Annotated in this window: 25 protein-coding genes; 1 reads left to right on the forward strand and 24 read right to left on the reverse strand. The window is 41.3% G+C overall.

What is annotated here, in order from left to right; genetic code table 11:
- From DSY56_RS04400 to DSY56_RS04510, 24 genes are all read right to left on the reverse strand, one after another.
- Positions 1-1725, reverse strand: coding sequence for an ABC transporter ATP-binding protein (locus DSY56_RS04400; protein WP_112444056.1), 1725 nt, complete (start codon positions 1723-1725; stop codon positions 1-3).
- A 60-nt stretch (positions 1726-1785) separates the two neighbouring features.
- Positions 1786-2724, reverse strand: a complete 939-nt coding sequence (gene msrB, locus DSY56_RS04405) for a peptide-methionine (R)-S-oxide reductase MsrB (protein WP_112444058.1) — start codon at positions 2722-2724, stop codon at positions 1786-1788.
- A 28-nt stretch (positions 2725-2752) separates the two neighbouring features.
- Positions 2753-2911, reverse strand: a complete 159-nt coding sequence (locus DSY56_RS12275; protein WP_234990548.1) for a chlorohydrolase — start codon at positions 2909-2911, stop codon at positions 2753-2755.
- Positions 2912-2986: 75 nt separating this feature from the next.
- Positions 2987-3856, reverse strand: a complete 870-nt coding sequence (gene thrB / locus DSY56_RS04415) for a homoserine kinase (RefSeq protein ID WP_112444062.1) — start codon at positions 3854-3856, stop codon at positions 2987-2989.
- Between the two features lies 1 nt (position 3857).
- Positions 3858-5144, reverse strand: coding sequence for a homoserine dehydrogenase (locus DSY56_RS04420; protein WP_112444064.1), 1287 nt, complete (start codon positions 5142-5144; stop codon positions 3858-3860).
- 150 nt (positions 5145-5294) lie between these two features.
- Positions 5295-6032 carry an adaptor protein MecA gene (gene mecA / locus DSY56_RS04425; RefSeq protein ID WP_112444067.1) on the reverse strand — a complete coding sequence of 246 codons (738 nt, stop codon included), beginning with the start codon at positions 6030-6032 and terminating at the stop codon, positions 5295-5297.
- Between the two features lie 199 nt (positions 6033-6231).
- Complete coding sequence (locus tag DSY56_RS04430) at positions 6232-7266, reverse strand: prephenate dehydratase (RefSeq protein ID WP_112444069.1); 1035 nt, start codon at positions 7264-7266, stop codon at positions 6232-6234.
- Entirely contained in the window at positions 7259-8728 is a 1470-nt protein-coding gene (locus DSY56_RS04435) for an O-antigen polysaccharide polymerase Wzy family protein (RefSeq protein WP_112444071.1), read from the reverse strand. The genes DSY56_RS04430 and DSY56_RS04435 overlap by 8 nt, the downstream gene beginning before the upstream one ends.
- A gap of 15 nt (positions 8729-8743) precedes the next feature.
- On the reverse strand, positions 8744-9730 hold the full coding sequence (locus tag DSY56_RS04440) for a glycosyltransferase family 2 protein (RefSeq protein WP_112444073.1): 987 nt from the start codon (positions 9728-9730) through the stop codon (positions 8744-8746).
- Between the two features lies 1 nt (position 9731).
- Positions 9732-10835 carry a glycosyltransferase gene (locus DSY56_RS04445; RefSeq protein WP_173214124.1) on the reverse strand — a complete coding sequence of 368 codons (1104 nt, stop codon included), beginning with the start codon at positions 10833-10835 and terminating at the stop codon, positions 9732-9734.
- Positions 10825-11670: a LicD family protein gene (locus DSY56_RS04450; RefSeq protein WP_112444077.1), complete on the reverse strand. Its 846-nt coding sequence runs from the start codon at positions 11668-11670 to the stop codon at positions 10825-10827. The genes DSY56_RS04445 and DSY56_RS04450 overlap by 11 nt, the downstream gene beginning before the upstream one ends.
- 267 nt (positions 11671-11937) lie before the next feature.
- Positions 11938-13212 carry a polyisoprenyl-teichoic acid--peptidoglycan teichoic acid transferase Psr gene (gene psr, locus DSY56_RS04455; protein ID WP_112444078.1) on the reverse strand — a complete coding sequence of 425 codons (1275 nt, stop codon included), beginning with the start codon at positions 13210-13212 and terminating at the stop codon, positions 11938-11940.
- Positions 13209-14057 carry a prephenate dehydratase gene (gene pheA / locus DSY56_RS04460; protein ID WP_112444080.1) on the reverse strand — a complete coding sequence of 283 codons (849 nt, stop codon included), beginning with the start codon at positions 14055-14057 and terminating at the stop codon, positions 13209-13211. The genes psr and pheA overlap by 4 nt, the downstream gene beginning before the upstream one ends.
- Positions 14054-14530: a shikimate kinase gene (locus DSY56_RS04465; protein ID WP_112444082.1), complete on the reverse strand. Its 477-nt coding sequence runs from the start codon at positions 14528-14530 to the stop codon at positions 14054-14056. The genes pheA and DSY56_RS04465 overlap by 4 nt, the downstream gene beginning before the upstream one ends.
- A complete protein-coding gene (gene aroA / locus DSY56_RS04470) occupies positions 14523-15806 on the reverse strand; it encodes a 3-phosphoshikimate 1-carboxyvinyltransferase (RefSeq protein ID WP_112444084.1) in 1284 nt (427 codons plus the stop codon). The genes DSY56_RS04465 and aroA overlap by 8 nt, the downstream gene beginning before the upstream one ends.
- A 91-nt stretch (positions 15807-15897) precedes the next feature.
- Positions 15898-16236 carry a YlbF/YmcA family competence regulator gene (locus tag DSY56_RS04475; RefSeq protein WP_107945031.1) on the reverse strand — a complete coding sequence of 113 codons (339 nt, stop codon included), beginning with the start codon at positions 16234-16236 and terminating at the stop codon, positions 15898-15900.
- A 53-nt stretch (positions 16237-16289) separates the two neighbouring features.
- Positions 16290-16490 carry a hypothetical protein gene (locus DSY56_RS04480; RefSeq protein WP_234990549.1) on the reverse strand — a complete coding sequence of 67 codons (201 nt, stop codon included), beginning with the start codon at positions 16488-16490 and terminating at the stop codon, positions 16290-16292.
- Positions 16471-16626 (reverse strand): hypothetical protein, encoded by a 156-nt coding sequence (locus DSY56_RS12010; RefSeq protein ID WP_200832365.1) that lies wholly within the window; start codon positions 16624-16626, stop codon positions 16471-16473. Before DSY56_RS12010 ends, DSY56_RS04480 begins: the two co-directional genes overlap by 20 nt.
- 10 nt (positions 16627-16636) lie before the next feature.
- Entirely contained in the window at positions 16637-17740 is a 1104-nt protein-coding gene (locus tag DSY56_RS04485) for a prephenate dehydrogenase (protein WP_112444086.1), read from the reverse strand.
- A 9-nt stretch (positions 17741-17749) separates the two neighbouring features.
- On the reverse strand, positions 17750-18916 hold the full coding sequence (gene aroC / locus DSY56_RS04490; protein WP_112444089.1) for a chorismate synthase: 1167 nt from the start codon (positions 18914-18916) through the stop codon (positions 17750-17752).
- Positions 18917-18925: 9 nt separating this feature from the next.
- Complete coding sequence (aroB, locus tag DSY56_RS04495; RefSeq protein WP_000702138.1) at positions 18926-19993, reverse strand: 3-dehydroquinate synthase; 1068 nt, start codon at positions 19991-19993, stop codon at positions 18926-18928.
- 18 nt (positions 19994-20011) lie between these two features.
- A complete protein-coding gene (locus tag DSY56_RS04500; RefSeq protein ID WP_112444091.1) occupies positions 20012-20866 on the reverse strand; it encodes a shikimate dehydrogenase in 855 nt (284 codons plus the stop codon).
- A complete protein-coding gene (gene aroD / locus DSY56_RS04505) occupies positions 20856-21533 on the reverse strand; it encodes a type I 3-dehydroquinate dehydratase (RefSeq protein WP_000767758.1) in 678 nt (225 codons plus the stop codon). The genes DSY56_RS04500 and aroD overlap by 11 nt, the downstream gene beginning before the upstream one ends.
- A complete protein-coding gene (locus DSY56_RS04510; protein WP_200832367.1) occupies positions 21530-22693 on the reverse strand; it encodes a class I SAM-dependent rRNA methyltransferase in 1164 nt (387 codons plus the stop codon). Before DSY56_RS04510 ends, aroD begins: the two co-directional genes overlap by 4 nt.
- Positions 22694-22809: 116 nt before the next feature.
- Between DSY56_RS04510 and DSY56_RS04515 the strand changes: the two genes are divergently transcribed.
- A complete protein-coding gene (locus DSY56_RS04515; RefSeq protein ID WP_112444095.1) occupies positions 22810-24960 on the forward strand; it encodes an LTA synthase family protein in 2151 nt (716 codons plus the stop codon).
- The last annotated feature ends 91 nt before the right edge of the window (positions 24961-25051 follow it).

Raw genomic sequence — 25051 nt, forward strand, 5'->3', positions numbered from 1 at the left:
CTAGTCCTCCTTTCCATGTTGGGATGCATTGATTTCACGATAGACTTGACTAGATTTCATCAAGTCCTCGTGCTTGCCGATAGCTAGGAGATCACCTTTTTCTAAGAGGAGAATCTGGTCTGCCATCTGTAAAGTCGATGTTCGTTGAGAAATCAAAATTAAGTTCGTATTTGGCAAATTTTCTCGAATAGCTTTCAAGAGTTTGGACTCAGTGATAGTGTCCAGTGCCGAGGTAGCATCATCTAAGATGAGAAACGGTGCCTGGTGCAAGACTGCTCGTGCGATAGACAACCGTTGTTTTTGTCCACCTGAGAAATTTCGACCTCCTGCCTCAACTAGGGCATCCAAGAGTCCTTCCTTTTCACTGACAAAATCCTTGGCTTGCGCGATTTCCAAGGCTTGCCAGAGTTCTTGGTCTCTTACTTCTTGATTGAAACCTAGAGTCAAGTTGGAACGAATAGTTCCCTTAAAGAGTTCGACTTTTTGGGGCACATAGGCAATCCAAGACCGCCACTGCTCAAGATTACGAGGACTAAATCCATCTCGATAAAGGTCTATGCTCCCCTTGTCTGCTGGATAAAGTCCAAGGATGAGTTGTACTAAGCTTGATTTACCAGAACCTGTTCCCCCAATAATACCAAGGATTTGCCCTTGCTGCATATCAAAGGAAATGTCTCTCAAAGAAGGCTGGGCCGCATCAGGATAGGTAAAGGTCAGTTCTTGAACTTGTATAATCTGATCACTGGTAACTTGCTTTTTCTCTAATTCTGAATGGATATCCTCTGGAGCTTCAGCAAAGACTTCCTCGATTCGCTTAGCAGAGATGTAAGACTGGTTTAGAGAATTGATCAGCATGGCGAGCTTGACCAATTCCACCAAGATCTGTAGGAGATAATTAATAAGGGCAATGAGAGCACCTTGACTTAGCAATCCTCCTTGAATAGAAATATAGCCTTGCCAGATAATAACGAGAAGAGTTCCATTAACAATCAGATAGGTCAGAGGTGTTAATAAACTAGACCAGAAACCTGTCTTTTCTTGTAATCTAGCATAGACTTGGTTAAGGGTTTGAAAAATTTGTAACTCTCGTTTTTCTTGACCAAAAGCACGAATAACCCGCATCCCTTGTAATTGCTGGCGTGTTTCCTGAACCAGTTGGTCCGTTTTCTTTCTAAGACTACTGTAGAGAGGATTAACCAGTCTAGAGAGTCCTACAATGACGATGGTCAAAATGACAACCATGACCAAGAACCAGAAAGTCAGCTCAGCTGAGATTCGATAAGCCATAAAAATGGCACCAAAAACGATAATAGGCGCTCGTAAAAAGAGACGCAGGAATTGATTGATCCCAGTCTGAATCTGGTAGGTATCCGAAGTCAAGCGAGTGACCAAGCTAGAAGTTGTCAAATGGTCTCTGCTGTCCTTAGGTAAAGATAGAATATGACGATAAAGGTCATCTATCAGTCCTTTGGCAAATCCAACCGCAGCCTTAGCTGAGTAGAACTGGGCTATTAAGGCCACTACAACACCAATTACTGCAAAGATAAGGAGCAGGCCAATCTGCATCCATAGATGACCTTGATTTCTTTGGGGCAAGGATTGGTCAACAATCCCAGCAATCACCATAGGAACTAAGAGCTCAAACACAGCTTCTAGTAGCTTGAACAAGGGTGCTAAAATGGATTCCTTGATGTAGGGTTTAAAGTAAGATAGTAAGTGTTTCATAAATCCCTTCTATTCTTATTCTGAAAATGAAGAAAGTGGGAAGCACCCACCCTCTCTGTTTTATTTGTTTAAGTAAGGCAATAGATATCCATATCCTGCTTTTTCCATCTCATCCTTGGCCACAAAGCGTAAAGAAGCAGAATTGATACAGTAACGGAGGCCGCCTAACTCCCGAGGTCCATCTGTGAAAACATGACCTAGGTGAGCATTGCCTGACCGAGAACGAACCTCGATTCGCTCCATTCCATGACTGAGATCCTTGTAATAATGAATCAATTCCTTGGAAATCGGACGGCTAAAACTTGGCCAACCACAACCTGAGGCAAACTTATCCTTGGCAAAAAAGAGTGGCTCACCTGTCGTGATGTCTACATAAATTCCCTCTTCAAAGGTTTGGTCATAGGCATTGGTAAATGGAGCCTCTGTGGCAGCTTCTTGGGTAACACGATAGGACTCTTCGGTTAAGCTTTTCTTTAACACTTCTTGACTAGGCTTTTCATAGTTAGAGGCATCAATCAATGGCTTCTCAGCATCGGTCACATCGATATGACAGTAACCTGAAGGATTTTTCTTAAGATAGTCTTGGTGGTAGTCTTCAGCCAGAATGTAGTGGCGTAGTTTCTCCACTTCCACTGCAATCTTTCGACCCAGCATGCGCTCCTGCTCCTGCACCACTGTGTAGATAGCTGGCAAGTCTGCTTCGTCCTGGTAATAAATTCCGGTCCGATACTGACGTCCACGGTCATTCCCTTGTTGATTGATGGATAAAGGGTCGATGACACGGAAATAATAAAGTAAAATCTCTCTAAGTGACACTGTCTTCTCATCATAAATCACTTGAACTGTTTCTGCATGGTCTGTTTCCTTGAGTAGCTGGTAATTTGTCGTTTCGACTTGCCCATTAGCGTAGCCGACACTGGTTGCTAGCACTCCAGAAATACGTGAAAAATACTCCTCTAAGCCCCAAAAACAACCGCCTGCTAGATAAATTTCTGTCATCTTTATTTCTCCTTTATCAAGTTTTTAACTAATACTCTTCGAAAATCTCTTCAAACCACGTCAGCGTCGCTTCATCTACAACTTCAAAACACTGTTTTGAGCTGACTTCGTCAGTCTTATCTACAACCTCAAAGCAGTGCTTTGAGCAACCTGCGGCTAGCTTCCTAGTTTGCTCTTTGATTTTCATTGAGTATAAACTTCTTTTCAAAAAAAGGATAGGAAGCCCTCTTATCGAGAGTTTCCCCATCCTATCTTCTATTCTTTATTTTGCTTCGACACGGACACCTTGGGTATCAACCTTCAAGTCATGAAGTTTTCCTTTGAAGGGTTGCCTTTCCAATTCTGCCTTAATCTTTGGCATTTTATCATGAGAAGCCAAGACCATAACTGTCGGCCCAGCACCAGAGAGGTAGGTTGCATAGGCACCATTTTCTTTGGCCACTTGCTTAATCGTCGCAAATTCTCTCACCAAGTCCTGACGATAGCGCTCGTGGAAGAGGTCTCCCTCGATTGCTTGCCCAGCGGTCACCATGTCTCCTGCCAACAAGGCTGCAACCGCCACATTGGCGATAGAACTAGCTGCAACAGCTTCCTTGTAAGACAATTTCTTAGGTAAGACGCCACGGCTGTCTCGAGTACGCAATTCATAGTTTGGAATGTAGGCTAGGAAATCACATTCTGGGAAGTCTGCTACGATAGCAGAAACTTGTCCATCAACAGAGCTTGCAATAACGAGATTACCATAAATGGCCGGAGCTACATTGTCAGGGTGTCCTTCAATCTTAGTCGCCAACTGTAATTTTTCATGGTCAGATAAGTTGAGATTTCCCAGTTGGTTGGCTAGTTCAATCCCAGCAACAATAACAGAACTGGAAGAACCCAAACCACGCGCCAAGGGAACATCACTGGTCATTTTCAAGCGTCTTGGTTGCAAGTCTGGTACAATTTGCAAAGCAATTTTGAGCAAGAGATTACGCTCGTCATGAGGAATCCATTTGCCAATCTGGTGTTCAATCAGCCACTCATCTCGTTCTTCGCAGACCTCAATTTGAAGATACTTGGTTACAGCTACACCGACCGAGTCAAAACCCGGCCCGATATTGGCACTGGTTGCAGGTACAATAATCTTCATCTTATTCTCCTAGCACCTTGAAGCTATTCAAGAGGTCGAATTCTGAAACCTTCTTCAATTCAACTGAAACATTTTCAAGCTGGGCTTTATTAATCTTGTGTGTGATGATAACAACACGCGCCTTGTCACCATCTTTTCCATCTTGGAGAATTTGCTTGAAGGAAATATCTTGGGCATTAAAGATTTCAGCCAATTTCAAGACCTGACCTTTTGAGTCTGGAGCCAAGATTGAGAAGTAGTAATTAGCTTTGACATCTTCAGGATTTGCCAAGACCAAGTCACGGCTATATTCGTTGAAGTCTTTGCCAATGGTACCATCATTCAAACGACGAACGATACGGACAATATCTGCTACAACACTTGTTGCAGTTGGTTTTTGACCAGCACCTGGTCCGTAATACATAGACTCACCAATACCGATAGATTCTACAAAGACAGCGTTCATTACCCCATTCACACTGGCAAGTGGATGCGCTTTAGGTAGGAAGGTTGGAGTCACTTCTGCAGCAATACCTGAAGGAGTTTCCTCGATAGAACCAACCAATTTCACTACATAGCCAAGGTCTTGGGCTACAGCCACATCTTCTGGTGTGATATTGCGGATTCCTTTGTGGGCTACATCGTCAAAGGCAACCTTCATACCAAAGGCAAATTGGCTCAAAATAACCATCTTGTAGGCTGCATCAATCCCATCTACATCATTTGTCGGATCGCTTTCTGCAAAACCAAGTCTTTGCGCTTCCGCAAGAGCATCATCATAAGACCAGCCTTCTTCCACCATCTTGGTCATCATGAAGTTGGAAGTTCCGTTGACTACTCCAAGCACACGCGTGATTTTATCAGAAGCCAAGGAATTTGCTAGAGTGCGAAGAATTGGAATCCCACCAGCTACTGCTGCTTCATAGTAAAGTGCTACATTATTCTCTTTAGCGATTTCTAACAATTCTGCACCATGGACAGCCAAAAGGTCCTTGTTAGCAGTAACAACGTGCTTTCCAGCTTCCAAGGCACGAGTGATAAAGGTCTTAGCTGGTTCGATACGCCCCATCAATTCCACTACAATCGTAATGTCTTGGTCTGACAAAATGTCATCCACATTGGTTACAAAATTAAAATCATTCTCTGCTGCAAGCAAGCGATTCTTTTCATCTTCATCCTTGACCAACACCTTAGCAACTTCAATCTCTGAATGTGCTGATTGATTAATTTTTTCTCCATTTTCCTTTAGGAGGAAAGGCACACCACTTGCAACGGTACCAAATCCTAGTAAAGCAATTTTAACTGTCATGTTTGTCTCCTCGAAATTTTCTGATATAGCCATTATAACAGAATTTTGTGAAAATTCCTATTATAGTAAATCACTATTTCAGTATAAAAAGAAAAAACGAATCAGACGATTCGCTCTTCTCGAAATCTAGAAATAGCTTTCCAGAAATGATTATCCAATCTTTTGCAGATTAAGTACTGCATCGTGATTCATCAAGACTTGACCATACTCTTGCAAGACCGAGCGACTGATGTCACTATCGTCCGCAAACTCACGCATACGAGCCAACAGCCAAGCTGGATATGGACTTGGATGATTTTCAATATCCACTAAAATAGTCAAATAATAGCGCTCATTCATCTTGTAGAGTTCAGAAGTTTCCATCTCAAAAGTCACTGTCTTGGCAAAAGCCACCAACTCAGCCAACTTAGCAAAAGAAAGGATGTAATAGATGTAAGGCTCTTTCTTACTTTCAACTTCTTGTTCAGCCTGTTCCTGCTCTTCTTCCTTGGCTTCAACTTGCTCTAGAGATTGAATCGCTTCGATATCATCTTTAGTCTTTTCTGCGATGCTTTTTTCCAAGGTTTTGATAAATTCATCTGGAGACATTTGAGCCAATTCTTCCATATCTGGTAAATCCGATAAGTCTTCAAAATCTAGATTTTGGTCAATCTTTGATTTGGTTACAAAGACATCTACCTTATCAGGTTTTGGAGTCACACGGAAGCTCAACATGCCTGTATCCAGAAAGCTATCAGGCATCTCTAACTCATCCAAGATAGCATAAAAGAACTCTTCTGTTTTTTCTTGAGGAACAAGAAAGTCAGCAATCTCCATTCCACGATCCATCAAATCCTCTAAAGACATCGTGATTTTCAAAGTTGTATCACTAATTTGTTTCATTTTCATTGCTAGTAACCTCATACTTTCAGTTCTATCTATTATACTAGATTTTTACGATTTTATCAAAAGAAGGCTCCTCTATACGGATAGATTTTCCCTAGGGTATTTCTATAGGAGACTCCAAAAGAAAATTTCTGCAGACAGATAGAAAAAGCCTTCAAAATCGGCTCTTAGCCGACTTTGAAGACCTAATACATCAGAAAGCTTATAGTTTAAAGGTTGCTACACCGAGGATAGAACGATTTAAGTTTCTGAGAATTTGAAGACTTTGCTCAAATTTCTTATAACGAGTTACTCCATATTCTTCAACAAGAAGGACTGTATCTCTTTCCAAAAGAGATGATACATCCTGTAAATCGACAAAATGCATTCCTTTTAAAGCCTCTTGACTCTGTTTCAATTTATCTAGGATAGCTTTATTTGAGCTAACGATGGTCAATTCCTGTCCAGCATTTTTGTATGACAAAACATCTGCTAGGTTAGCAATTGTTGTAATCTCTGTTACAAAATCAATTTGATACTGATAAAAATCACCTGCTCTATTGATTGTTGGATTAAAGAGATAAACTAACACATTTCCCATCACAACCAAAATCACACAAACCACTCCAATAACAACTAAACGAAGAATCAGATTCTTCACATTTAAGCCAAGCGCTGTTTCACCATTTGCATTCAATTCTTTAGAGTTGATGGTTTCCAATTTTTCAATTTTCACATTTGCATAAGTGTGTTTAAATTTCTCAATCAATCCATCAATTTTTCGCTCTAACAAGTCATTGGCATCTTTACTTGATGTCAAAATTTTCACACCAACCCCTGCATCGTCAATCATATAGTAGACGGTCAATTTTTTCCACCAATAGTCATTCGTTGAATTTTTCAAGGTTGTTTCTGTCGTGTCTAATTCACTGGCAATTTTTTTCAACTCACTGGGTTCTACATCATTGAAAAGATAAGCTCCATTCAAATTCCCATCAATCAATTTCCCATAAAAATCACTATAACCACCAATTTGATGATTCAAAATCGTTTTAGCTGAATCTTCTGGAGGAGTGATTTTATAGCTAAGATAAGTTGAATAACTTGTTGTATCTTTGACAGTGTTTTTATTCCTAACTGCTTTAATTGTAAATGGTACAGCAATGAGAGCAAATAAAACGATGAGAGCTAAAATATTTACTTTTCGTTTTTTGTAAAGATTTGCAAATAAATCAGCTACTGAATAATGTTCAAACATGATTTTTTTCTCCTTTGTTGAGTAGATACTGGTTCTCTTTTGTAAGCATTTTTGCTACAAATATAATCACAAGAACAATTCCCCAGAATTGCATTGTAAATAGATTGAAGAAACTTTCTGAAAAGCTACTTCTTGGCATAAAGAATAAATTATTCAAGATGAGTAGGGACAAGGCAAATAAGATTGTCCTTGAGCGATAGGCTACTTGCAGCATGGCTATGAATAGCATACCGAGCAAGAGACTAAGTAGAAAGACTCCTATCATACCATAGTCGGTATACAACTCCATAATATAGCTACTTCCGATACCATGTCCTTTTAAATATTCCTTGTTCAAAACAAGATAGGACAAATTGTGGGCATAACTATTACTATCAATAGCTAGCTCCACACTATTGGTTGTATGTTCAAAGGCTTTTCCTCCGAAAATGGCCCCCAAACTTCCCCTTGCAAAATAATCAAGGACAGGACCAAAAGTAAAATTACGGAAATCTCTGTAAGGTAGGCTACTGTTAAATAGAAAACCTCGAGCCAGAACTCCAAAACTAGTCCCTTGTTTATAGATAAAGTCAAGCAGGATATCCCAGAAACCTGTATGGGAAACCTGGACATTATCCCGCACATAATTGAGCACTCCCATCGCTAACATGAGAATAGGAGAACCTACAAAAATCGCTAACTTTTCTTTAAACCCAATCCATTTTCCCTTTTCTGTTTGCTCCCGCATAAAGTAATAAACAAAAGCAAATAGAATACTTAAAATAAAGGGATTTCGTGTCCCGATTGCCAAATGAATGGTATTAGCTGCAATAAAGGAGACAAGCACTGCTGTGGCCTGCAATTTCTTTGGCTTGGTTGCCAGATACATACACATTGCATAGACCGTAAAGGTAGACAAAATGTAGGTAAAATAAGGCAGTTTACTTTCAAAATTTGCATAGTAGGCATAGTAGGAAGTCTGCAAGCGATACAGGAGCCGTTCGAATAACCGAATGAAATAGAAAGGATAGGTGAGAAGAAAAACTCCTAGCGATACAAAGCGTAACCGCTTGATATAAACCTCTTTCAGAGAATTTCCTATATTTGCTACTTTTATTTTCTTTCTAGCTATGAAGTAACGAGCCAGGACACCTCCTGTGGTCAATCCCAATATCGAAACCATGACAACTATAAAGGCAAAACGATAGGCTATGGGATGATAGGTATCCAGGGCGCCATCCCTAAAATAATCAATGGTCGGTCTTGATACCAGAAAGACAAAAATAGTTAAATAGAAAATAAAATGGATTAAGTAATACTTGATATCATTCCAACAAGCAATTAAGCTACTAACCAGTAAGAACAATAAAGTAGAAAGCAAGCTAACATTGTTATTATTAAACAGATACACAATTCCACTTACTAGCGTCAAGGCATAGCTGACTATGGTCAAACTAAATAATAATCGTTTTCCATCAATCACTTGTTCACCCCCGTTCTAATGTAATTTTTTAGATTTTTCAATATTTTTCAGTAATAAGAATCGGTATAAGGAAATATTTATGAATAGGGCTAAAGCACTAATTCTTCTCCCCTTACGGAAAATTGAATTCCTAGAAATATCAAAGGCACTGCCTTTTAAAAAACGATGAATCTGGGAATAGGCTTCAAACTGTTTATACTGATCATCTAGCAACATCTTATCCAGAATAAAGAAGTGGGCATAGGCCAATCTGAAAAAAGCGACCTCTTTCAAGTCAGGATAGTTTTTCACAACTTCATTATAAAACTTTTGGTAGATATCAATATAGGCTAAATCCTTCTCTGCATAGGGTTTGGTTGTAATACTATCCCCTCTATGGAAATAGTAATAATAGGGTTTAGTATTAACCACATACTTCTTGGCCAACTTGATTAAATCAAAATGGTAATAGGCATCTTCGTAAATCAATCCCTTTGGAAAGGATAGGGCAGTTGCAATCTGTCTCTTGATTAGCTTATTGCAAATAGTCCCAGGTATTTTTTCACCTATGAGGTATTCCCTCAGAAATGTTTGGGAATCACAGACAAAATAGTCATCCTGATTGGCTGACTGTGGGCTTTCATCATTAGCATAGACATTCATGACACCACAGCTCGAAACATCGGCATCTTCTTGCATTATTTGCTCATATAAGCTCTGAATCATTTCTGGATGGATATAATCATCTGAATCAATAAAAATCAGATAATCCCCATGAGCCTGCTTCATTCCATCATTTCGTGCTTGTGACAATCCTTCATTCTTTTTATGAAGCACTGACACCCTATCATCTTGTTCAGCGATTGAATCACACAAGCTACCACTTTCATCTGTTGCACCATCATCAACAAGAATGATTTCCAGATTTTGATAGGTCTGCTTCTGAATGGAAGCTATCGATTTTTCTAGGTACTGCGCCACATTATAGACTGGCACAATGACACTAATTAATGCAGTTTCCATGCTACTCCTCTAATAGTTTTTCTACTTGTTCGATTTGTTTGGCAATTGTAAATTGTTGAATGAATTGACTAGCCTCATCGACATCAAAGTTTGAGGCAGAAGTCATATAGTTCGTAATTGCCTGAGCTGCCTCTTGATTGCTCTCAATGATTTGTCCAAATCTTCCTTCTTGGGATAGTTCCTCAGCACCTCCAACATCCGTAGAGACAAAAGGGATTCCAAGGCTCAAGGCCTCCACATACACCCCAGGAAAACCTTCTTGTTTAGACATAGACAAGAGGATCTTCATCTGAGACAAATACTGGTATGGATTTTTTTGATAACCAAGGAAATGCACATAGTCTTCAAGCTCATACTCTTTAACTCGTTTTTTCAGTTCCTCTTCCATATCACCAGCCCCGATAAAATAGAGATGATAGTTTTTCCCCTCTTGGTGCAATAACCGTATCACTTCCACCACACGGTCAGAACCCTTATTTTCCTCAATCCGTCCGATGGTACAGATACTTTGAGGAGCAATCTCGATATCGATCTTCTCTTGAGATTTTTCTAAAATAGTCTTAAAATCATATCCATTGTAGACTGTCTGTAATTTAGAAGCATAATCTGGATAGACTTCCTTGATAGAATTGCTGGTCTTTTTTGAAATTCCTACAATGGTATTCGCAGCATCCAACTGGCGTCTATGTGATTCTCTTTTGGAGCTATCCTTAAGAAATTCTTCGATACTTCCATGAATCCAAGAGATTTTCTTGACTTCTTTTCTTTTAGAGAACAACAGTGGTGGATTCATAATGGTAAAGGAAACTTCAACATCATAATCATCTTCTACAAGCAAACGACGAGTCAGTCTTGGAAAATAAATTCTCATTCTCCACAAAAAAGCTCGTAACCATCTAGCTTGGCGATAATCTTGAAGAGATTTTAAAATGCCTACATGCTTGGGAACAGATTCGTATCCCTTGTCAAAGTGCTCCATTTCAAGAATATCAATATCATACTTTTCTGGATCCAGATTTGAAACAATGGTAGACAGAATCTTTTCTGCACCGCCTCCGAGAGAAAAAGACCACATAAAAAATAAGATTTTTTTCTTAGCCACCATATTCTCCCTTGTATTCTGTATAAGACTTATCCATATCAGCGATGACAGCATCATGATGTGGTAGCTGCTTATCTGCTGGCGGAGGTGTCATGTAGTCTCCAAAAGCAGTGCTGAGATAGGCATCATATCCAACTGGAATGGGCATCTCTGTCTCTTCAAATGGCAAGAAAAGATTATCCTCAAAAGATTCGATTAGGTACTTATTTCTCATGTAACCAGGACCCGAGCATAATTCCGTGATTCCATCACTATCAGCTAGACCATACTTGGTCATTTCTTTTTCAGCTTTTTTCCAAATGCGATAACGAATAGATTTTGGAGTCAACCCCAGTAAAATACGGCTTCCCCACTTCATAAGTGCGCCATGTTTTGCTGGAATAGTTTGCGCACAAAAAAGAGAATAAATCAAGGCCCAACGAACCTGTTTTTTCCGCTCAGCTGGATTTTTAGGATAATAATCCAAAGGCAACACATCCAAGGCCAGACCATGTGGCAATTCTAAATCCTGCTGGTAAGGTTTGATACAGGTAGTTTCCTTGTCACGAATGGTAATAAAAAGATTGCGGTCGACAAAATCCTTGTTACTCTTTGACAAGAAATAACGTTCATCTGCATAACGAGGCCATAATTCTGCTAATTTCTCATAATCTTTACGAGGCATAAAAAAGTCTAGGTCGTCATCCCAAGGAATAAAGCCCTTGTTTCGAAGGGCACCAATAGCACCCCCTCCACAGAGGTAACAAAGTAGATCATGTTCTTTACAAAAGGCCACAAAATATTCAGCCATCTCCAGACTACGAGCCTGAATTGCTTTTAAATCAGTCATATTGTTCATTATTCTTTCTATCGTATCGTTTCATTATACCACAAATAGGGGGTGAAAATCTATTGCAGACTGTAAAAAAATCAAAGCCTGACTGCTAGATAAATAGCTATCAAACTTTGATTTTTCTGTCTTATACTATTCAAACCACGTCAGCTTCACCTTGCCGTAGGTGTAGGTAACTGACTTCGTCAGTCTTATCTACAACCTCAAAACTGTGTTTTTAGCAGCCTGCGGCTAGCTTCCTAGTTTACACTTTGATTTTCATTGAGTATTATCTTATCTCAGGCCCATTTGAGCGAGCTTGGTTTGATATTTGTTTTGATCAACCAGCAAGCCCAAGCCTCCATAAACATCATAGGCATCTACCCAGTCACCCAGTTCTGGAATCGTCAATTTTTCAATACCATTTTTTGCTCCATCCAAAACAGATAAACCGTTTGTTAGGAGGAAAGTATAGGGTGCGTTGGTTGAGGTCATAGCAAAAACCTTTCCAAGAGCTTCAGAACCAGTGAAAAGTTTAGTGGGATCTTTAATTTGCTCTAAAATTGCTGTTAAAACTTGCTGCTGTCTTTTGGTACGGCCGTAATCCGCCTCATCGTCATCACGGAAACGAGCATAATTGAGTAGGGTCGAGCCATTCATCTGCTGTTTTCCGACTTTGATGGTTTGGGTTGGAGACTCAGTCTCAGTAGCGTGTAAATCATCTCCGACTGTAGCTTCTGTTAGTGGACGCCCATTCAATGTTGAAAATTGAGCATCAATTGTCACCCCATCAGGGAAAAGCGTGTCAATCGCTGTGGCAAAGGCCTGAAAATCGACCAAGGCGTAGTACTTAATATCCAAGTCAAAATTATCTTTCAAGACTTGGCGAACCATTTCTGCCCCTTTTTGCCCCTCTTGTTCTCCTAACTCATAGGCTACGTTTAACTTGTTATCCGTCTGTTTTCTACCGTTAATGACTTGGCTATAACCGTCTATATAAACCAAATTATCACGCATGAAGCTGACTAGCTTCATTTTCTTATCTGAGCCCCCGACATTTAATACCATAATAGAGTCCGTCCGCGTCTCAGCACTGTTTTGGCCGATTCGACCATCCGTCCCCATGATCAAAATATTAACCCCATCTCTAGTGTCCTGACCATTAAAGACTTGAACCTGTGCTGCCTTGGCATCAGCAGTTTTCTTTGCGCTAGCATCTTGGTAACCACGCAAAAACATGAATACCATGGCTAAAGCCACACAGACCAGAAGTGAAAAAATCACCATAAAAATGCGTTTAAGACGGAGCTTCCGTCTTTTCTTTTTGGGAGGGGAAGAGAGTGCTTGTGATTTGTATTGTGAGCGACTCCGGTTTGCATAGCTTGGTAAGTCAACCTGCTCTTCTCTTTCTTGTTCCAAGCTGGAACTACTATTTACCCTAGCAAGAGTTAGCTTTTCTTGCAAATAGGCAAACTCATTTTTTTCTCTCTCATTGAGATAGTGAATATTTTTTAGCAAATAATCATAACGTAATTTTTCATGATGACTGAGAGGATTTTCTTTACTCATCTTCTCTCCTTTCCATGGTCTGATATTGGATAAATAGGATAGGCACCCAGAACTTTATACTGGATTCCGATGGCTTCTAGTTCTTTTTGGGCAAAGTGAACCAAGTCCTTATCAGTATAGTCCATATCGATAATGAAAAAGTATTCACCCAGTGCTGTCTTGAGTGGCCGACTTTCAATTTTTGTCAGGTCAATTCCTCGCCAAGCAAAGGTCGAAAGAGCCTTGTAGAGTGCACCTGGAAGGTTGTCAGGTAAGGTCAGGGCCAAAGTCATTTTCTCAGTTTGTGCTTGCAAGGGAATAGCTGCACCTTCAGCTCCCAGAACCCAGAAACGTGTGAAATTAGCTTCCATTTCCTGAATATCCTCGGCAATCAGTTCTAAGCCATATTCTTCAGCAGAACTTCTAGGTGCAATTGCTGCAAAGGGCTGGTCTGGATGTTCGGAAATATAGCGAGCCGCATAGGCTGTACTAGCAGTCACCTCGATTTGAGCCTCTGGATACTGTTCATCGATGAATTTCTTTCCTTGAGCCAAGGCCTGTGGATGAGAAAAAATCTTTTCAATCTTAGTATGACCCGGAACCACCATTAACTGCTGATGAATAGGCTGAACAATTTCTGCCACTGCTTGAATGCGAGCCTGATGAAAAAGGTAGTCCAAGGTTTCATGAACACTACCCTCGATAGAATTTTCAACTGGCACCACAGAATAGTCCACCAAGCCTTGCTCATAGGCCTTGATGACATCTGTAATATTGGCAAAGGCCTGCAATTCCTCATGAGGAAAAGCTGTCTGCACAACATGGTGTGAAAATGATCCCTTGGGACCTAGATAAGCAATTTTCATCTCAGTTCCTCTATAATTTCCTCTGGGCTTAACTCGGTCACATCCAAAACCCGACTAGCTACTTCCTCATACCAAGCCTGTCTTTCTTGAAAAATAGCTGCAAGTTCTTCCTTGCTATTATTTAGAAAAAGCGGACGCTGATTTTCCTTATCAGCTGCGATACGGTGGTAGAGGCTTTCAAAATCAGCTTTCAGGTAGATATTATCAGAATTTGTCTTTAGTAAGTCACGATTTCGCTGAGAAATGACTACTCCTCCACCAGTTGACACAACTTGGTCTCTTTGTAGTAAATCAGCTAGGACTTCTGATTCTATCTGACGAAAGGCTTCTTCTCCCTTTTCCGCGAAAAATTCCGCAATGGACATGCCTAAACGCTTCTCTATCAGAGCATCCATATCGAGATAATCTGGGTCCAAGCCTCTTGCAATAGTCGATTTGCCAGCCCCCATAAAGCCTAATAACACCTTAGCCATGAATCAAGCTCTCCAAATCATCAAAGAAGCTAGGATAACTGGTATTGATAGCTTCTGCACGGTCAAGCTCCACTTCTCCATCTGCCACCAAAAGGGCCGCAATGGCTGTCATCATACCGATACGGTGGTCTCCAAACGTATTGACTCTAGCACCGTGAAGGGCTGATTTCCCTTTGATAATCATCCCATCTGCCGTAGGAGTAATATCTGCTCCCATACTATTTAAGGCATCTGCCACAACCTGAATACGGTCTGTTTCCTTGACCTTAAGTTCCTCAGCATCCTTGATAACTGTTACACCTTGGGCTTGGGTCGCAAGTAGGGCGATAATTGGCAATTCATCAATCAAGCGTGGAATCAAGGCACCACCAATCTCTGTTCCTTTCAAGTCAGAAGACTCAACAGTTAAGGTAGCAGATTTAGCGACTGGATCAATTTCAGTTATTTCTAGTTTTCCACCCATGGCACGAATGACATCGATAATACCGGTGCGCGTTTCGTTGATACCCACATTCTGCAGCACTACACGAGAATTCGGAACAATCAAACCTGCGACCAACCAAAAGGCTGCACTGGAAATATCTCCTGGCACGACCACCTTTTGTCCTGTCAATTTTTGTGGCCCTTGGACTGTGATTTTCTTACCGTCCACACTTAAATGGCCACCAAATTGTTGCAGCATATCTTCAGTATGATTACGGGTGCACTCTTTTTCAATAATAACTGACTCCCCCTGAGCCTGCAAGGCCGCAAACATCAAGGCTGACTTAACCTGGGCAGATGCAATTGGCAACTCATAATGAATAGGTCTTAGATTTTTCGTCCCTTTTAAATGAAGGGGAGGCAGGTCTCGCTCGGTTTGCCCTGAAATACTAACGCCCATTTTTTTCAGTGGAATCGTCACACGATCCATAGGACGTTTGGAAAGACTATCATCTCCAAACATTTCTACTTCAAAGTCTGCACCAGCAAGGACACCTGAAATCAGGCGAATCGAGGTGCCAGAATTTCCCATATCAAGGGCATTTTGCGGAGCTTTTAGGCCGTCCATACCGACACCTTGAATGGTAATAACCCCATCTTTATCCTCAATCTCAACACCAAGGTCACGGAAAACTTTAATAGTTGAGAGCACGTCCTCGCCCCTTAAAATGTCATAAACCTTTGTCTCACCCTCAGCCAAACTTCCAAAGATAATGGAACGGTGGCTGATAGACTTGTCACCTGGAACTCGGATACTGCCATGTAAGTGGCGAATGTTTGTTTTTAGTTTCATACTGGACCTCATACTTGCAATACTTTTACCTATTTTATCATAAAAAGCCAGAAATTCCTTAAAAATTCCTGACTTTATGATAGTTATTTTCTTATTTTAGCAATTCTGAAACTGGTTCGAAAACAATTTTTTCAATGTCAGAAAGGTAAATGGCCAATTGTTGTTGCTTGGTAAAGAATTCTGACAAGAGACTGTTCCCCTGAATCTGCTTGCCAAATCCTTCCATCTTAGCTTGGAAGGAAGCGTCTGGCATTTGACCTGTCTGCGCTAATCTTTGAATTTCCTCTTGGAAAGTAACATATTCTGTAAAGATTTTGCTTGCCTCAGCATCTGCTGCAATCGCATCTTTAGCTGTTTTAACAGCCTTATATTCTGGCAGTTCGCGTAGACCGCGACTGAGTTCGTTTGCACTATCGTAAATATTTGACATGATTTTCTCCTTATTTATTTCTTTTAAAATTACTAGTCACGCTCTGGTCTTTATTATTGTGCAATCACTTTTATATGACCTCTTGAATGTCCATTGCTTAATTCCTTATCTGGTATATACTCTATCTTCAAAGTTCCTAAATTAGAACCTGTTTTTATTTCATTTGACATAAGATTATCAAAATAGTTATTTATCTCATCATCAGATAAGGATGATTCAATCGATTTAACAATATCATGAAATACTTCTTTCATTGTTGGATGGTTCATTTTTTGTCTCAACACTAGCTTCTGAAGTAGTTTTCACATCTTTTTTAACAGCGTAAGCTCTAAGTAAGATAAAAGAAATAAAGATAATACCAAATATGAATCTAGGCTCTATTTTAGGCATATTTTTCTCCTTATTTGACAACGACTGTGTAGTCGGTATTTTCTGTTATTAGATGCTCAGCTCTTTCCAAGTCTTGAGCATTTTTAAATGAAATTTGTAGAATCCCGTGAATATCCTCACGGTTTTCCTCGTTGATATGAATATTGACCAAGGAAGTTCCACGTAGTAGTTCCAAAATCCTCAAGATGACATCTTCTTCATCGGGAACGTCGACATAGAGGTCGTAAGAACTATCCACACCACCACGCTTATGAATTTCCATGGCCTGACGTTGCTCACGCGCTTGGTTGAAAAAGTTCCAGATTTGGTTTTCATCACCCTTACTGATAGCTTGTCCAATCTCGTCCAAACGCTCCTTGAAATCCCCAATTCTATCTAAAATTGTTTCACGATTGGACAAGAGAATGGAGGTCCACATACCTGGCTCGCTTTCCGCAATTCGGGTCATATCTCGAAAACCACCGGCAGCAAAACGCCTTGCCATCTCATGTTCTTGAGCATAGACCACGGTCTGTTCCATGAGACTAGAAGCCAGAATATGAGGAAAATGGCTAATCTGAGAAGTGACTCGATCGTGCTCCTTGGCATCAATCTCGATAAAACGAGCATGAAGACCTGAAAGTAAGTCCTTCATTTCCTCAAGTGTGTCAGGACTTGTCAGCCTCGAAGGTGTAAAGATATAATAGGCATTTTCAAAAAGATTGACATCCGCAGAAGCAGCCCCTGTCTTGTGACTACCAGCCATGGGATGGGCCCCGACAAAGCGAACAGGCTTACCAGCTAAATAGTTCTCCGCCGCATCTACAATGGCTGACTTGGTCGAACCAGCATCTGAGATAATCACGCCTTCTTTTAAGTCCAAGTTGGCCAACTCCTTAATGAAAGCAATGGTTTGCTTGATTGGCAAGCTGAGAATGATGATATCTGCCAAAGGAGCAAAACTAGCAAAATCATCCGTTGCACGGTCAATCATGCCTTCTTTCAAGGCAATATCTCTCGAAGCTTGACTGCGATTATAACCTAAAATTTCATAATCTGGATGATCGCGTTTGATACCAAGGGCCATCGAGGCACCAATCAATCCAAGGCCCGCGATATAGACTGTTTTTGCCATAGAAACTCCTTAATAGTTCTTTGTATAGTCTCGGTGCTTGACCACTGCTTCTTTTAATTCCTCTAGATTGTCTGATGAGAATTTTTCGAGGATTTCTTGTGCTAAAACCGTTGCCACAACAGCTTCCATAACTACACCTGCAGCTGGAAGAGCAGTCGGATCACTTCTCTCCACAGTTGCCTTGTAGGGTTCATGGGTTTCGATATCCACACTCATGAGTGGTTTGTAGAGAGTAGGAATGGGCTTCATGACGCCACGAACAACAATCGGTTGCCCATTAGTCATACCGCCTTCAAAGCCACCTAGATTGTTTGTACGGCGAGTATAGCCGTCTTCTTTAGACCAGAGAATTTCATCCATGACCTGGCTTCCTTTACAATAACCAGCCTCAAATCCAAGACCAAATTCTACCCCTTTAAAGGCATTTATAGAGACAACAGCTTGGGCTAATCGTGCATCCAATTTTCTGTCCCATTGGACATAGGAACCAAGACCAACTGGAACACCTCCAACGACTGTCTCCACAACCCCACCGATGGTATCACCGTCACGTTTGATTTGGTCAATATAATCCTTGATTTCCTGTTCTCTTTCTTGGTTGACAATAGAAACGTCAGACTGGGCAGCTCTTTCCTTAATCTCAGCGACTGTTAGATTTTCAGGAACATCGATTTCCTTGCCACCAAAGACTACGACATGGTTGGCAATCTCCATATCCAGCTCAGCCAAGAGGCGTTTGGCTACTGCCCCAACTGCCACCCGCATGGTGGTTTCACGGGCAGATGAACGTTCCAAGGAATTACGCAAATCGTCAAAACGGTACTTGATGCCCCCTACCAAGTCGGCGTGACCAGGACGAGGATGGGTGATTTTTCGTTTGCTTTTAAGGCGGTCTTCAATGTCCTCCGCAGACATGATATCCAGCCATTTTTGGTGGTCTTTATTGATGACATCCATGGTAATAGGAGCCCCTGTCGTCTTCCCATGGCGAACACCCGAAGTAAAGACAACTTGGTCGCTCTCAATCTTCATACGACCACCGCGGCCGTAGCCACCCTGACGACGTTTAAGGTCCTCATTGATATCCTCAGCTGTCAAAGGAAGTCCAGCTGGAATTCCCTCAATAATAGCCGTCAGACGGGGGCCGTGTGATTCTCCTGCAGTTAAATATCTCATACGTTCTCCTTATTTTACCAAGTAGTCTTTCATCTCTTCCAGAGAAACTGGGTGGATGGTTGCAGAACCAAGCTCTGGCACCAAGACCAATTTCAAGGTATTGCCACGCGCCTTCTTATCATGAGTCAAAGCCTGATAAAGCTTGTCAACATCCCAGTTTTCATAGTCAACAGGCAAGCCAAATTTCTGACACATATCTGTAATGGACTGAGTTATGCCAGCTGGCATAAGGCCTTTTTCCTCAGCTACCTTGGAAATCTGAACCATGCCCATGGCCACAGCTTCACCATGCATGACCTTGCCATATCCGGCCGTCGCTTCAATGGCGTGACCAATGGTGTGGCCAAAATTGAGGTAAAGACGAACACCATTGTCCAACTCATCCTCAACTACCATCTTGCGCTTAACCTGACAAGAATGTTCAATCAAGGTCTCTGCATATTCCAGTATGCTCTCAACAGAACCATCCAGCTCCGTCAAGAGAGCCCAAAGTTCTGGATCCTCAATCAAGCCATACTTGATAACTTCACCCATTCCTTCAATCAACTCTCTTTTTCCGAGGGTTTCAAGAACAAGTGGGTCAATCAGAACCCCATCTGGCTGGGCAAAGGTACCCACCATATTTTTAGCAAATGGAGTATTGACGCCCGTCTTTCCACCGATTGAAGAATCCACCTGGGCAGTCAAACTAGTCGGAATCTGAACAAAGTGAATGCCCCGCATATAGGTAGAGGCTACAAAACCAGCCAAGTCCCCAACGACACCGCCACCAAGAGCCACGATTCCATCGCTACGAGTCAGACCTTGCTTGACTAAAAATTCATAGACTTTCTGGACAGTGGTTAAATTCTTTCTTTCTTCCCCTTCTAAAAAGTCAAAAACTGCTACCTGAAAACCAGCATCTTCTAGGCTGAGCTTGACCTTCTCTGCATAAAGAGAAGCTACATGGTTGTCTGTCACAATGACTACCTTTTGTGGTTGCCAGAGTTCTCGCAACCATTGACCAGCCTGAGCCAGACAACCTTTTTCAATCTGAATATCATAAGGATGATGAGGAATATCGATTCTGATTTTCATAGGAGAATCTCCTTTTCTTTATTGGTATTTTTCTGTTAAAGACTGCCAAATTTCTTCTGTCGGCATTTCCTTGCCTGTCCACAGTTGAAAAGCTTCTGCAGCTTGATAGAGCAACATTCCCAGACCATTGACGGCTGAATTACCCTGACTTCTGGCCCATTTCAAAAATGGTGTTTCAAAGGGTTGGTAAATGATATCTGCCACCAAGATGGTTTCTGGCAAATTGATGCTTTCAGGAACTGGGGATGATTGACCATCCATGCCCACACTAGTGGCATTAACCAGTAAATCCGACTCGGCAATCCTTTCTTGCAGTTCAGAAACATCTTCTAAAGCATACAAGTCCACTTTAAAGCCTGTTTTCTCCTGTAACTTGTCTAGGTAAGGTCTTGTTTTTTCCATAGAAACTGAACGAGCAAAGACTGAAATCTGACTGACGCCGTCCAAAATAGCTTGCGCCAAAATGGACTTGGCCGCACCACCTGCACCCAGCAGGATCATCTTCTTACCTGTAATTGTAAAAGAAGGCAAGCTCTTAAAAAATCCCTTGCCATCTGTATTATATCCAATTAAATTGCCATTCTCATTGACAACCGTATTGACCGCACCAATCAAGCGCGCTTCGTCACTCAGCTCATCCAAATATGGAATCACTTGCTCCTTATAGGGCATGGACAGGTTGACGCCAAACATCTGGTAGCGACGAATATTAGCCACTGTTTCTGCCAAGTCACCCGCTTCAATCTCCCAAGCCACGTAAGCACCGTTGGTAGCTGTCGCCTCAAAGGCCCTATTGTGGATAAAAGGCGAAATAGAATGCTTAATAGGATTGGCAACAACGGCAGCTAAACGTGTATAGCCATCAAGCTTCATCCAAAATCTCCCTGATTTTTTTCATGTTAGCTAGGGAAATCTGACCAGGAGCACTAGCCTCATCTAGACTAGCAAAGGACCAGCTAGAACCAGTCACATCCGCAGTGATACGAGAAACCTTGCCCACCTTGCCCATAGAAATGGTCACATATTCCTGTTCAGGATTGAGTGTTTTAAAGCCTCGTGTATAGTTCATCAAGTCTAAGACATCTTGCTCCGTGTGGGCCATCACCGCAACCTTGACAAGTTTTGGATTTAGGCTCGTCAACTCTGATAAAATTTCCATCATATTTTCAGGTGTTTCTTGGAAATTGTGGTAACTCAAAATGAGATTTGGGAAGTCCAGCATTTCCTCAAAAACATCCTTGTAGCTGTAGTACTCAAAATCAATATAGTCTGGTTGATAGAGTTGCGCCACTTCCTTGATTAGATGGATATATTCTTCTGGAGAAAGGTCGATTTCTCCCCCTTCAGAGCGAGTTCGCAATGTGAAAACCAACTCACGGCCTGCGAATTTTTCAAAAATAGCTGGAGCCACCTGCAAAATTGCTTCCTTAGGCAGATAGTCGGCACGCCATTCAATGATGTCGGCATCCAGATACCTCGTGGCATCCAGAGCCTGGGCCTCCTCTAAACTTCTTGGCATTACTGAAACGATTAATTTCATTTACTAACCTTCATACTAATCACCTTGAGGTAATTACTACTTTCATCTTTTTTATTATAGGCGAAATCTGCTGGAAGACCGTATTTGTTTAAAATCTGGTAACTTCTTCCTGCAAAGCCTTTATCAATTTGTTCTGTAAATTTCTGGCGGGATACATTGGCAGCATTGGTACTGGCAATGATAATCCCTCCCGGATTTAAAATCTCCAGACTCTGGGAAATCAACTTGTGATAATCCTTGGCCACAGAGAAGGTCTGTTTTTTGTTCCGAGCAAAGCTAGGCGGATCTAGGACAATCACATCGTAAGTCAAGCCTTTTCGCTTAGCATACTTGAAATACTCAAAGACATCCATGACTATAAAACGATGGTCGTCGGTGCTGATTCCATTTGCCTGAAAATGCGCTTGAGACAATTCTCGTGAACGCTTGGCTAGGTCAACAGAAATTGTCTGACTTGTTCCTCCCATGGCCGCAGCTACTGAAAAGGCTGCTGTATAAGAAAACATGTTGAGCAAGGATTTACCCATAGCCAACCCATCAACTAGACTACCACGAATCTCATGCTGGTCTAGGAAAATCCCTGTCATCAAGCCATCATTCATAAAGACTTGATACAGGACACCATTTTCCAAAACAGTGAAAAATTTAGGTGCTTCTTGACCATAAACATGGGCTGATTCATAGTCCAAACCCTTAAAGCGTATCTTCTCATAGGCCCCTAAGACCTCAGGAAAAACCTGTCTAAAGGCTTCTGAGATGGTCTGACGAATCTGATAAACATAAGAGTTATACCAAGAAAAGACAGCATAGTCGCCATAAAGGTCCACTGTCAGACCGCCAAAGCCATCTCCCTCTTGGTTAAAGAGACGAAAGGCAGTTGTCAATTCGTCTTGATAGTAGGCACTTCTCTTTTCTTTAGCTTGTCTAAACAGCGTTTCAAAGAAAGCTTGATTGAAGGCCACCTTGTCCTTACTAACAAACCAGCCCAAGCCCTTGTTTTGCTGCGAAAGGTAGGCAGTTCCAAGAAAGGTTCCTTCCTGACTCTGCACTTCTACTTCCTGATCCTTAAGATTGACATTCTCAAGATCACTGGCTTCTAGTAAAACTAGCCCCTTAGCGAGCTTCTTTTCAACCCTTTTGCTGACTCTTATTCTATTCATAACTACCATTATATCAAACTTTTAGACAATTCTCAAAAAAGAAACTACCCTTGCTTTTTTACTCTTCTTTTAAAAAATGGTATACTAATACTAATAAAAAATTAGGAAGTAAATGTGTGAAAAGCAATTTTAACAAAATCCAAAAAGCCATCGGTACCAGACTGGGTTTTGTCCTAACCCTTTTAATCCTATATTGGCTCAAAACCTTATTAGCCTATGCCGTTGACTTTAATTTAGATATTCAAGTGGGCAAGTTGCAGGGAAATTACCTTGCCTTTATCGCCTTTTTCAATCCCCTTCCTTTGGGGCTCCTCCTGCTAGCTTCAGCCCTCTATGCTCGCTCAACCAAGATCTTTTATGGTCTGAGTATAGCTATTTACAGCCTTTTGTTTATTTGGCTTTATTCCAATGTCTTTTACTATCGAGAATTTAGCGACTTTATCACGGCTAATACCATGAAGGTGGTTAGCAAGGTGTCTGTCGGTACTGCGGAACTAGAGTTACTGCGTCCTTGGGATTTCATCTATTTTATGGATTTCCCACTGATGGCTTTTCTTTTCTTTAAAAAATTCATCCAGCTGGATAGGAGACCTTTCAAATTCCGCTCCAGTGTTGCTATCACTGCACTCTCAGCCCTGCTCTTTTCTGCTAATCTTTTCTTGGCTGAAATTGAACGTCCCGATCTCCTATCAAGAGGATTTTCGAATTATTATGTTGTCCGCGCCCTCAGTTTGCCAGCCTTTTTAGGCTATAGCGCCAACCAATCCTACAGTGCAAACAAGGAACGTGCCAAGGCCTCTGAGACTGATCTTCAACCTATTACAGATTATATTCAAGAACATTCTGCTAAGCCCAATCCAGACTATTTTGGCTTGGCCAAAGGAAAAAATGTGTTTTATCTCCACTTGGAGAGTTTCCAACAGTTCCTGCTTGACTATAAACTTAACATAGATGGAACTGAGCATGAAGTCACTCCCTTCCTTAATTCACTCTACCATTCGCAATCAACCCTAGCCTTTTCGAATATCTTTAACCAAGTCAAGGCTGGTAAGACCTCAGATGCGGAAACCATGCTGGAGACTGGTTTGTTTGGACTTGACCAAGGTTCCTTTATGGTCAATTACGGTGGTACCAATACCCAGCAGGCAGCGCCTTTTATCCTATCGAAAAATGGCTACCAATCAAGTGCTGTCTTTCACGGTAATATTGGAACCTTCTGGAACCGAAATACGACCTACAAACAATGGGGCTACCAATACTTCTTTGATGCTTCCTATTTTACCAAGCAAAACAGTAGCAATTCTTTCCAATATGGTTTAAATGATAAAATCATGATGAAAGATTCTATCAAATATCTGGAACACTTACAGCAACCTTTTTATGCCAAGTATATCACGGTGTCCAACCACTATCCTTATGCTAGCAATCTGACGGGCGATGAGCTTGGTTTCCCCTTGGCTAAGACCAAAGATGAAACTATCAATGGCTACTTCCAAACCGCCAACTATCTGGATAGTGCCATCAAAGCCTTCTTTGACTATCTCAAAGAAAGTGGCCTCTATGAAAAATCCATCATCGTCATTTACGGAGACCATTATGGCATTTCCAACTCTCGCAATCCTGATCTGGCACCATTGATTGGCAAGACTTCTGAAAACTGGTCTAATTACGATAATGCCATGTTGCAGCGAGTGCCTTTTATGGTGGTCATGCCTGGTTATGAAAAGGGGCAAATTATCAATACCTACGGTGGACAAGTCGATATTTTACCGACTCTCGAACACCTCCTTGGTATTGGGTCCAATTCCTTCCTTCAAGTCGGACAAGACCTCCTATCACCAGACCACCAAGAAATCGTTGCCTTTCGAACTGCAAATTCCTTCGTCACGCCAAAATATACCAGCTACGACGGACGAACCTACTATACTGAAAGCGGTCTTGAAATCAGCAACCTTGATGAACAAGCTCAGACTGAACTAGAAAACGTTCGTCAAGCAGCTAGTCAACAGCTGAAAATCAGCGACCAGATTCAAACTGGCGATTTAATACGTTTCTACCAAAAAGATCATCTTGGAAAAGTTGATACAGAAAGTATTTCTTACCTCAATTCTTTACCAATTCTGCAAAAGATTGAGCAGGAAAAAGGTAGTCAATCAACCAGTCTCTTTAGCCAACGACAAGGTAAAACCAGTACTGACCTTTTCAAGGCACCAAGTTACCAAGAACTCCACCCAGAGTCGGCAGAAACTAAATCAAAATCACAATAAAAATGCTCTTCCATCGTGGAGGAGCACTTCTTTTTATCAATGAAAATCAAAGAGCAAACTAAGAAACTAGCCTCAGATTAACTGTGAGATT

This window comes from Streptococcus sp. 596553, from assembly GCF_900411395.1.
Lineage (GTDB): Bacteria > Bacillota > Bacilli > Lactobacillales > Streptococcaceae > Streptococcus > Streptococcus mitis_BA.

Excerpts from the sequence above, each read along its gene's own strand:
- DSY56_RS04400 (WP_112444056.1), bottom strand. The coding sequence starts at position 1,725 with ATGAAACACTTACTATCTTACTTTAAACCCTACATCAAGGAATCCATT.
- msrB (WP_112444058.1), bottom strand. The coding sequence starts at position 2,724 with ATGACAGAAATTTATCTAGCAGGCGGTTGTTTTTGGGGCTTAGAGGAG.
- DSY56_RS12275 (WP_234990548.1), bottom strand. The coding sequence starts at position 2,911 with ATGAAAATCAAAGAGCAAACTAGGAAGCTAGCCGCAGGTTGCTCAAAG.
- thrB (WP_112444062.1), bottom strand. The coding sequence starts at position 3,856 with ATGAAGATTATTGTACCTGCAACCAGTGCCAATATCGGGCCGGGTTTT.
- DSY56_RS04420 (WP_112444064.1), bottom strand. The coding sequence starts at position 5,144 with ATGACAGTTAAAATTGCTTTACTAGGATTTGGTACCGTTGCAAGTGGT.
- mecA (WP_112444067.1), bottom strand. The coding sequence starts at position 6,032 with ATGAAAATGAAACAAATTAGTGATACAACTTTGAAAATCACGATGTCT.
- DSY56_RS04430 (WP_112444069.1), bottom strand. The coding sequence starts at position 7,266 with ATGTTTGAACATTATTCAGTAGCTGATTTATTTGCAAATCTTTACAAA.
- DSY56_RS04440 (WP_112444073.1), bottom strand. The coding sequence starts at position 9,730 with ATGGAAACTGCATTAATTAGTGTCATTGTGCCAGTCTATAATGTGGCG.
- DSY56_RS04445 (WP_173214124.1), bottom strand. The coding sequence starts at position 10,835 with ATGGTGGCTAAGAAAAAAATCTTATTTTTTATGTGGTCTTTTTCTCTC.
- DSY56_RS04450 (WP_112444077.1), bottom strand. The coding sequence starts at position 11,670 with ATGAACAATATGACTGATTTAAAAGCAATTCAGGCTCGTAGTCTGGAG.
- psr (WP_112444078.1), bottom strand. The coding sequence starts at position 13,212 with ATGAGTAAAGAAAATCCTCTCAGTCATCATGAAAAATTACGTTATGAT.
- pheA (WP_112444080.1), bottom strand. The coding sequence starts at position 14,057 with ATGAAAATTGCTTATCTAGGTCCCAAGGGATCATTTTCACACCATGTT.
- DSY56_RS04465 (WP_112444082.1), bottom strand. The coding sequence starts at position 14,530 with ATGGCTAAGGTGTTATTAGGCTTTATGGGGGCTGGCAAATCGACTATT.
- aroA (WP_112444084.1), bottom strand. The coding sequence starts at position 15,806 with ATGAAACTAAAAACAAACATTCGCCACTTACATGGCAGTATCCGAGTT.
- DSY56_RS04475 (WP_107945031.1), bottom strand. The coding sequence starts at position 16,236 with ATGTCAAATATTTACGATAGTGCAAACGAACTCAGTCGCGGTCTACGC.
- DSY56_RS04480 (WP_234990549.1), bottom strand. The coding sequence starts at position 16,490 with ATGAAAGAAGTATTTCATGATATTGTTAAATCGATTGAATCATCCTTA.
- DSY56_RS12010 (WP_200832365.1), bottom strand. The coding sequence starts at position 16,626 with ATGCCTAAAATAGAGCCTAGATTCATATTTGGTATTATCTTTATTTCT.
- DSY56_RS04485 (WP_112444086.1), bottom strand. The coding sequence starts at position 17,740 with ATGGCAAAAACAGTCTATATCGCGGGCCTTGGATTGATTGGTGCCTCG.
- aroC (WP_112444089.1), bottom strand. The coding sequence starts at position 18,916 with ATGAGATATTTAACTGCAGGAGAATCACACGGCCCCCGTCTGACGGCT.
- aroB (WP_000702138.1), bottom strand. The coding sequence starts at position 19,993 with ATGAAAATCAGAATCGATATTCCTCATCATCCTTATGATATTCAGATT.
- DSY56_RS04500 (WP_112444091.1), bottom strand. The coding sequence starts at position 20,866 with ATGAAGCTTGATGGCTATACACGTTTAGCTGCCGTTGTTGCCAATCCT.
- aroD (WP_000767758.1), bottom strand. The coding sequence starts at position 21,533 with ATGAAATTAATCGTTTCAGTAATGCCAAGAAGTTTAGAGGAGGCCCAG.
- DSY56_RS04510 (WP_200832367.1), bottom strand. The coding sequence starts at position 22,693 with ATGAATAGAATAAGAGTCAGCAAAAGGGTTGAAAAGAAGCTCGCTAAG.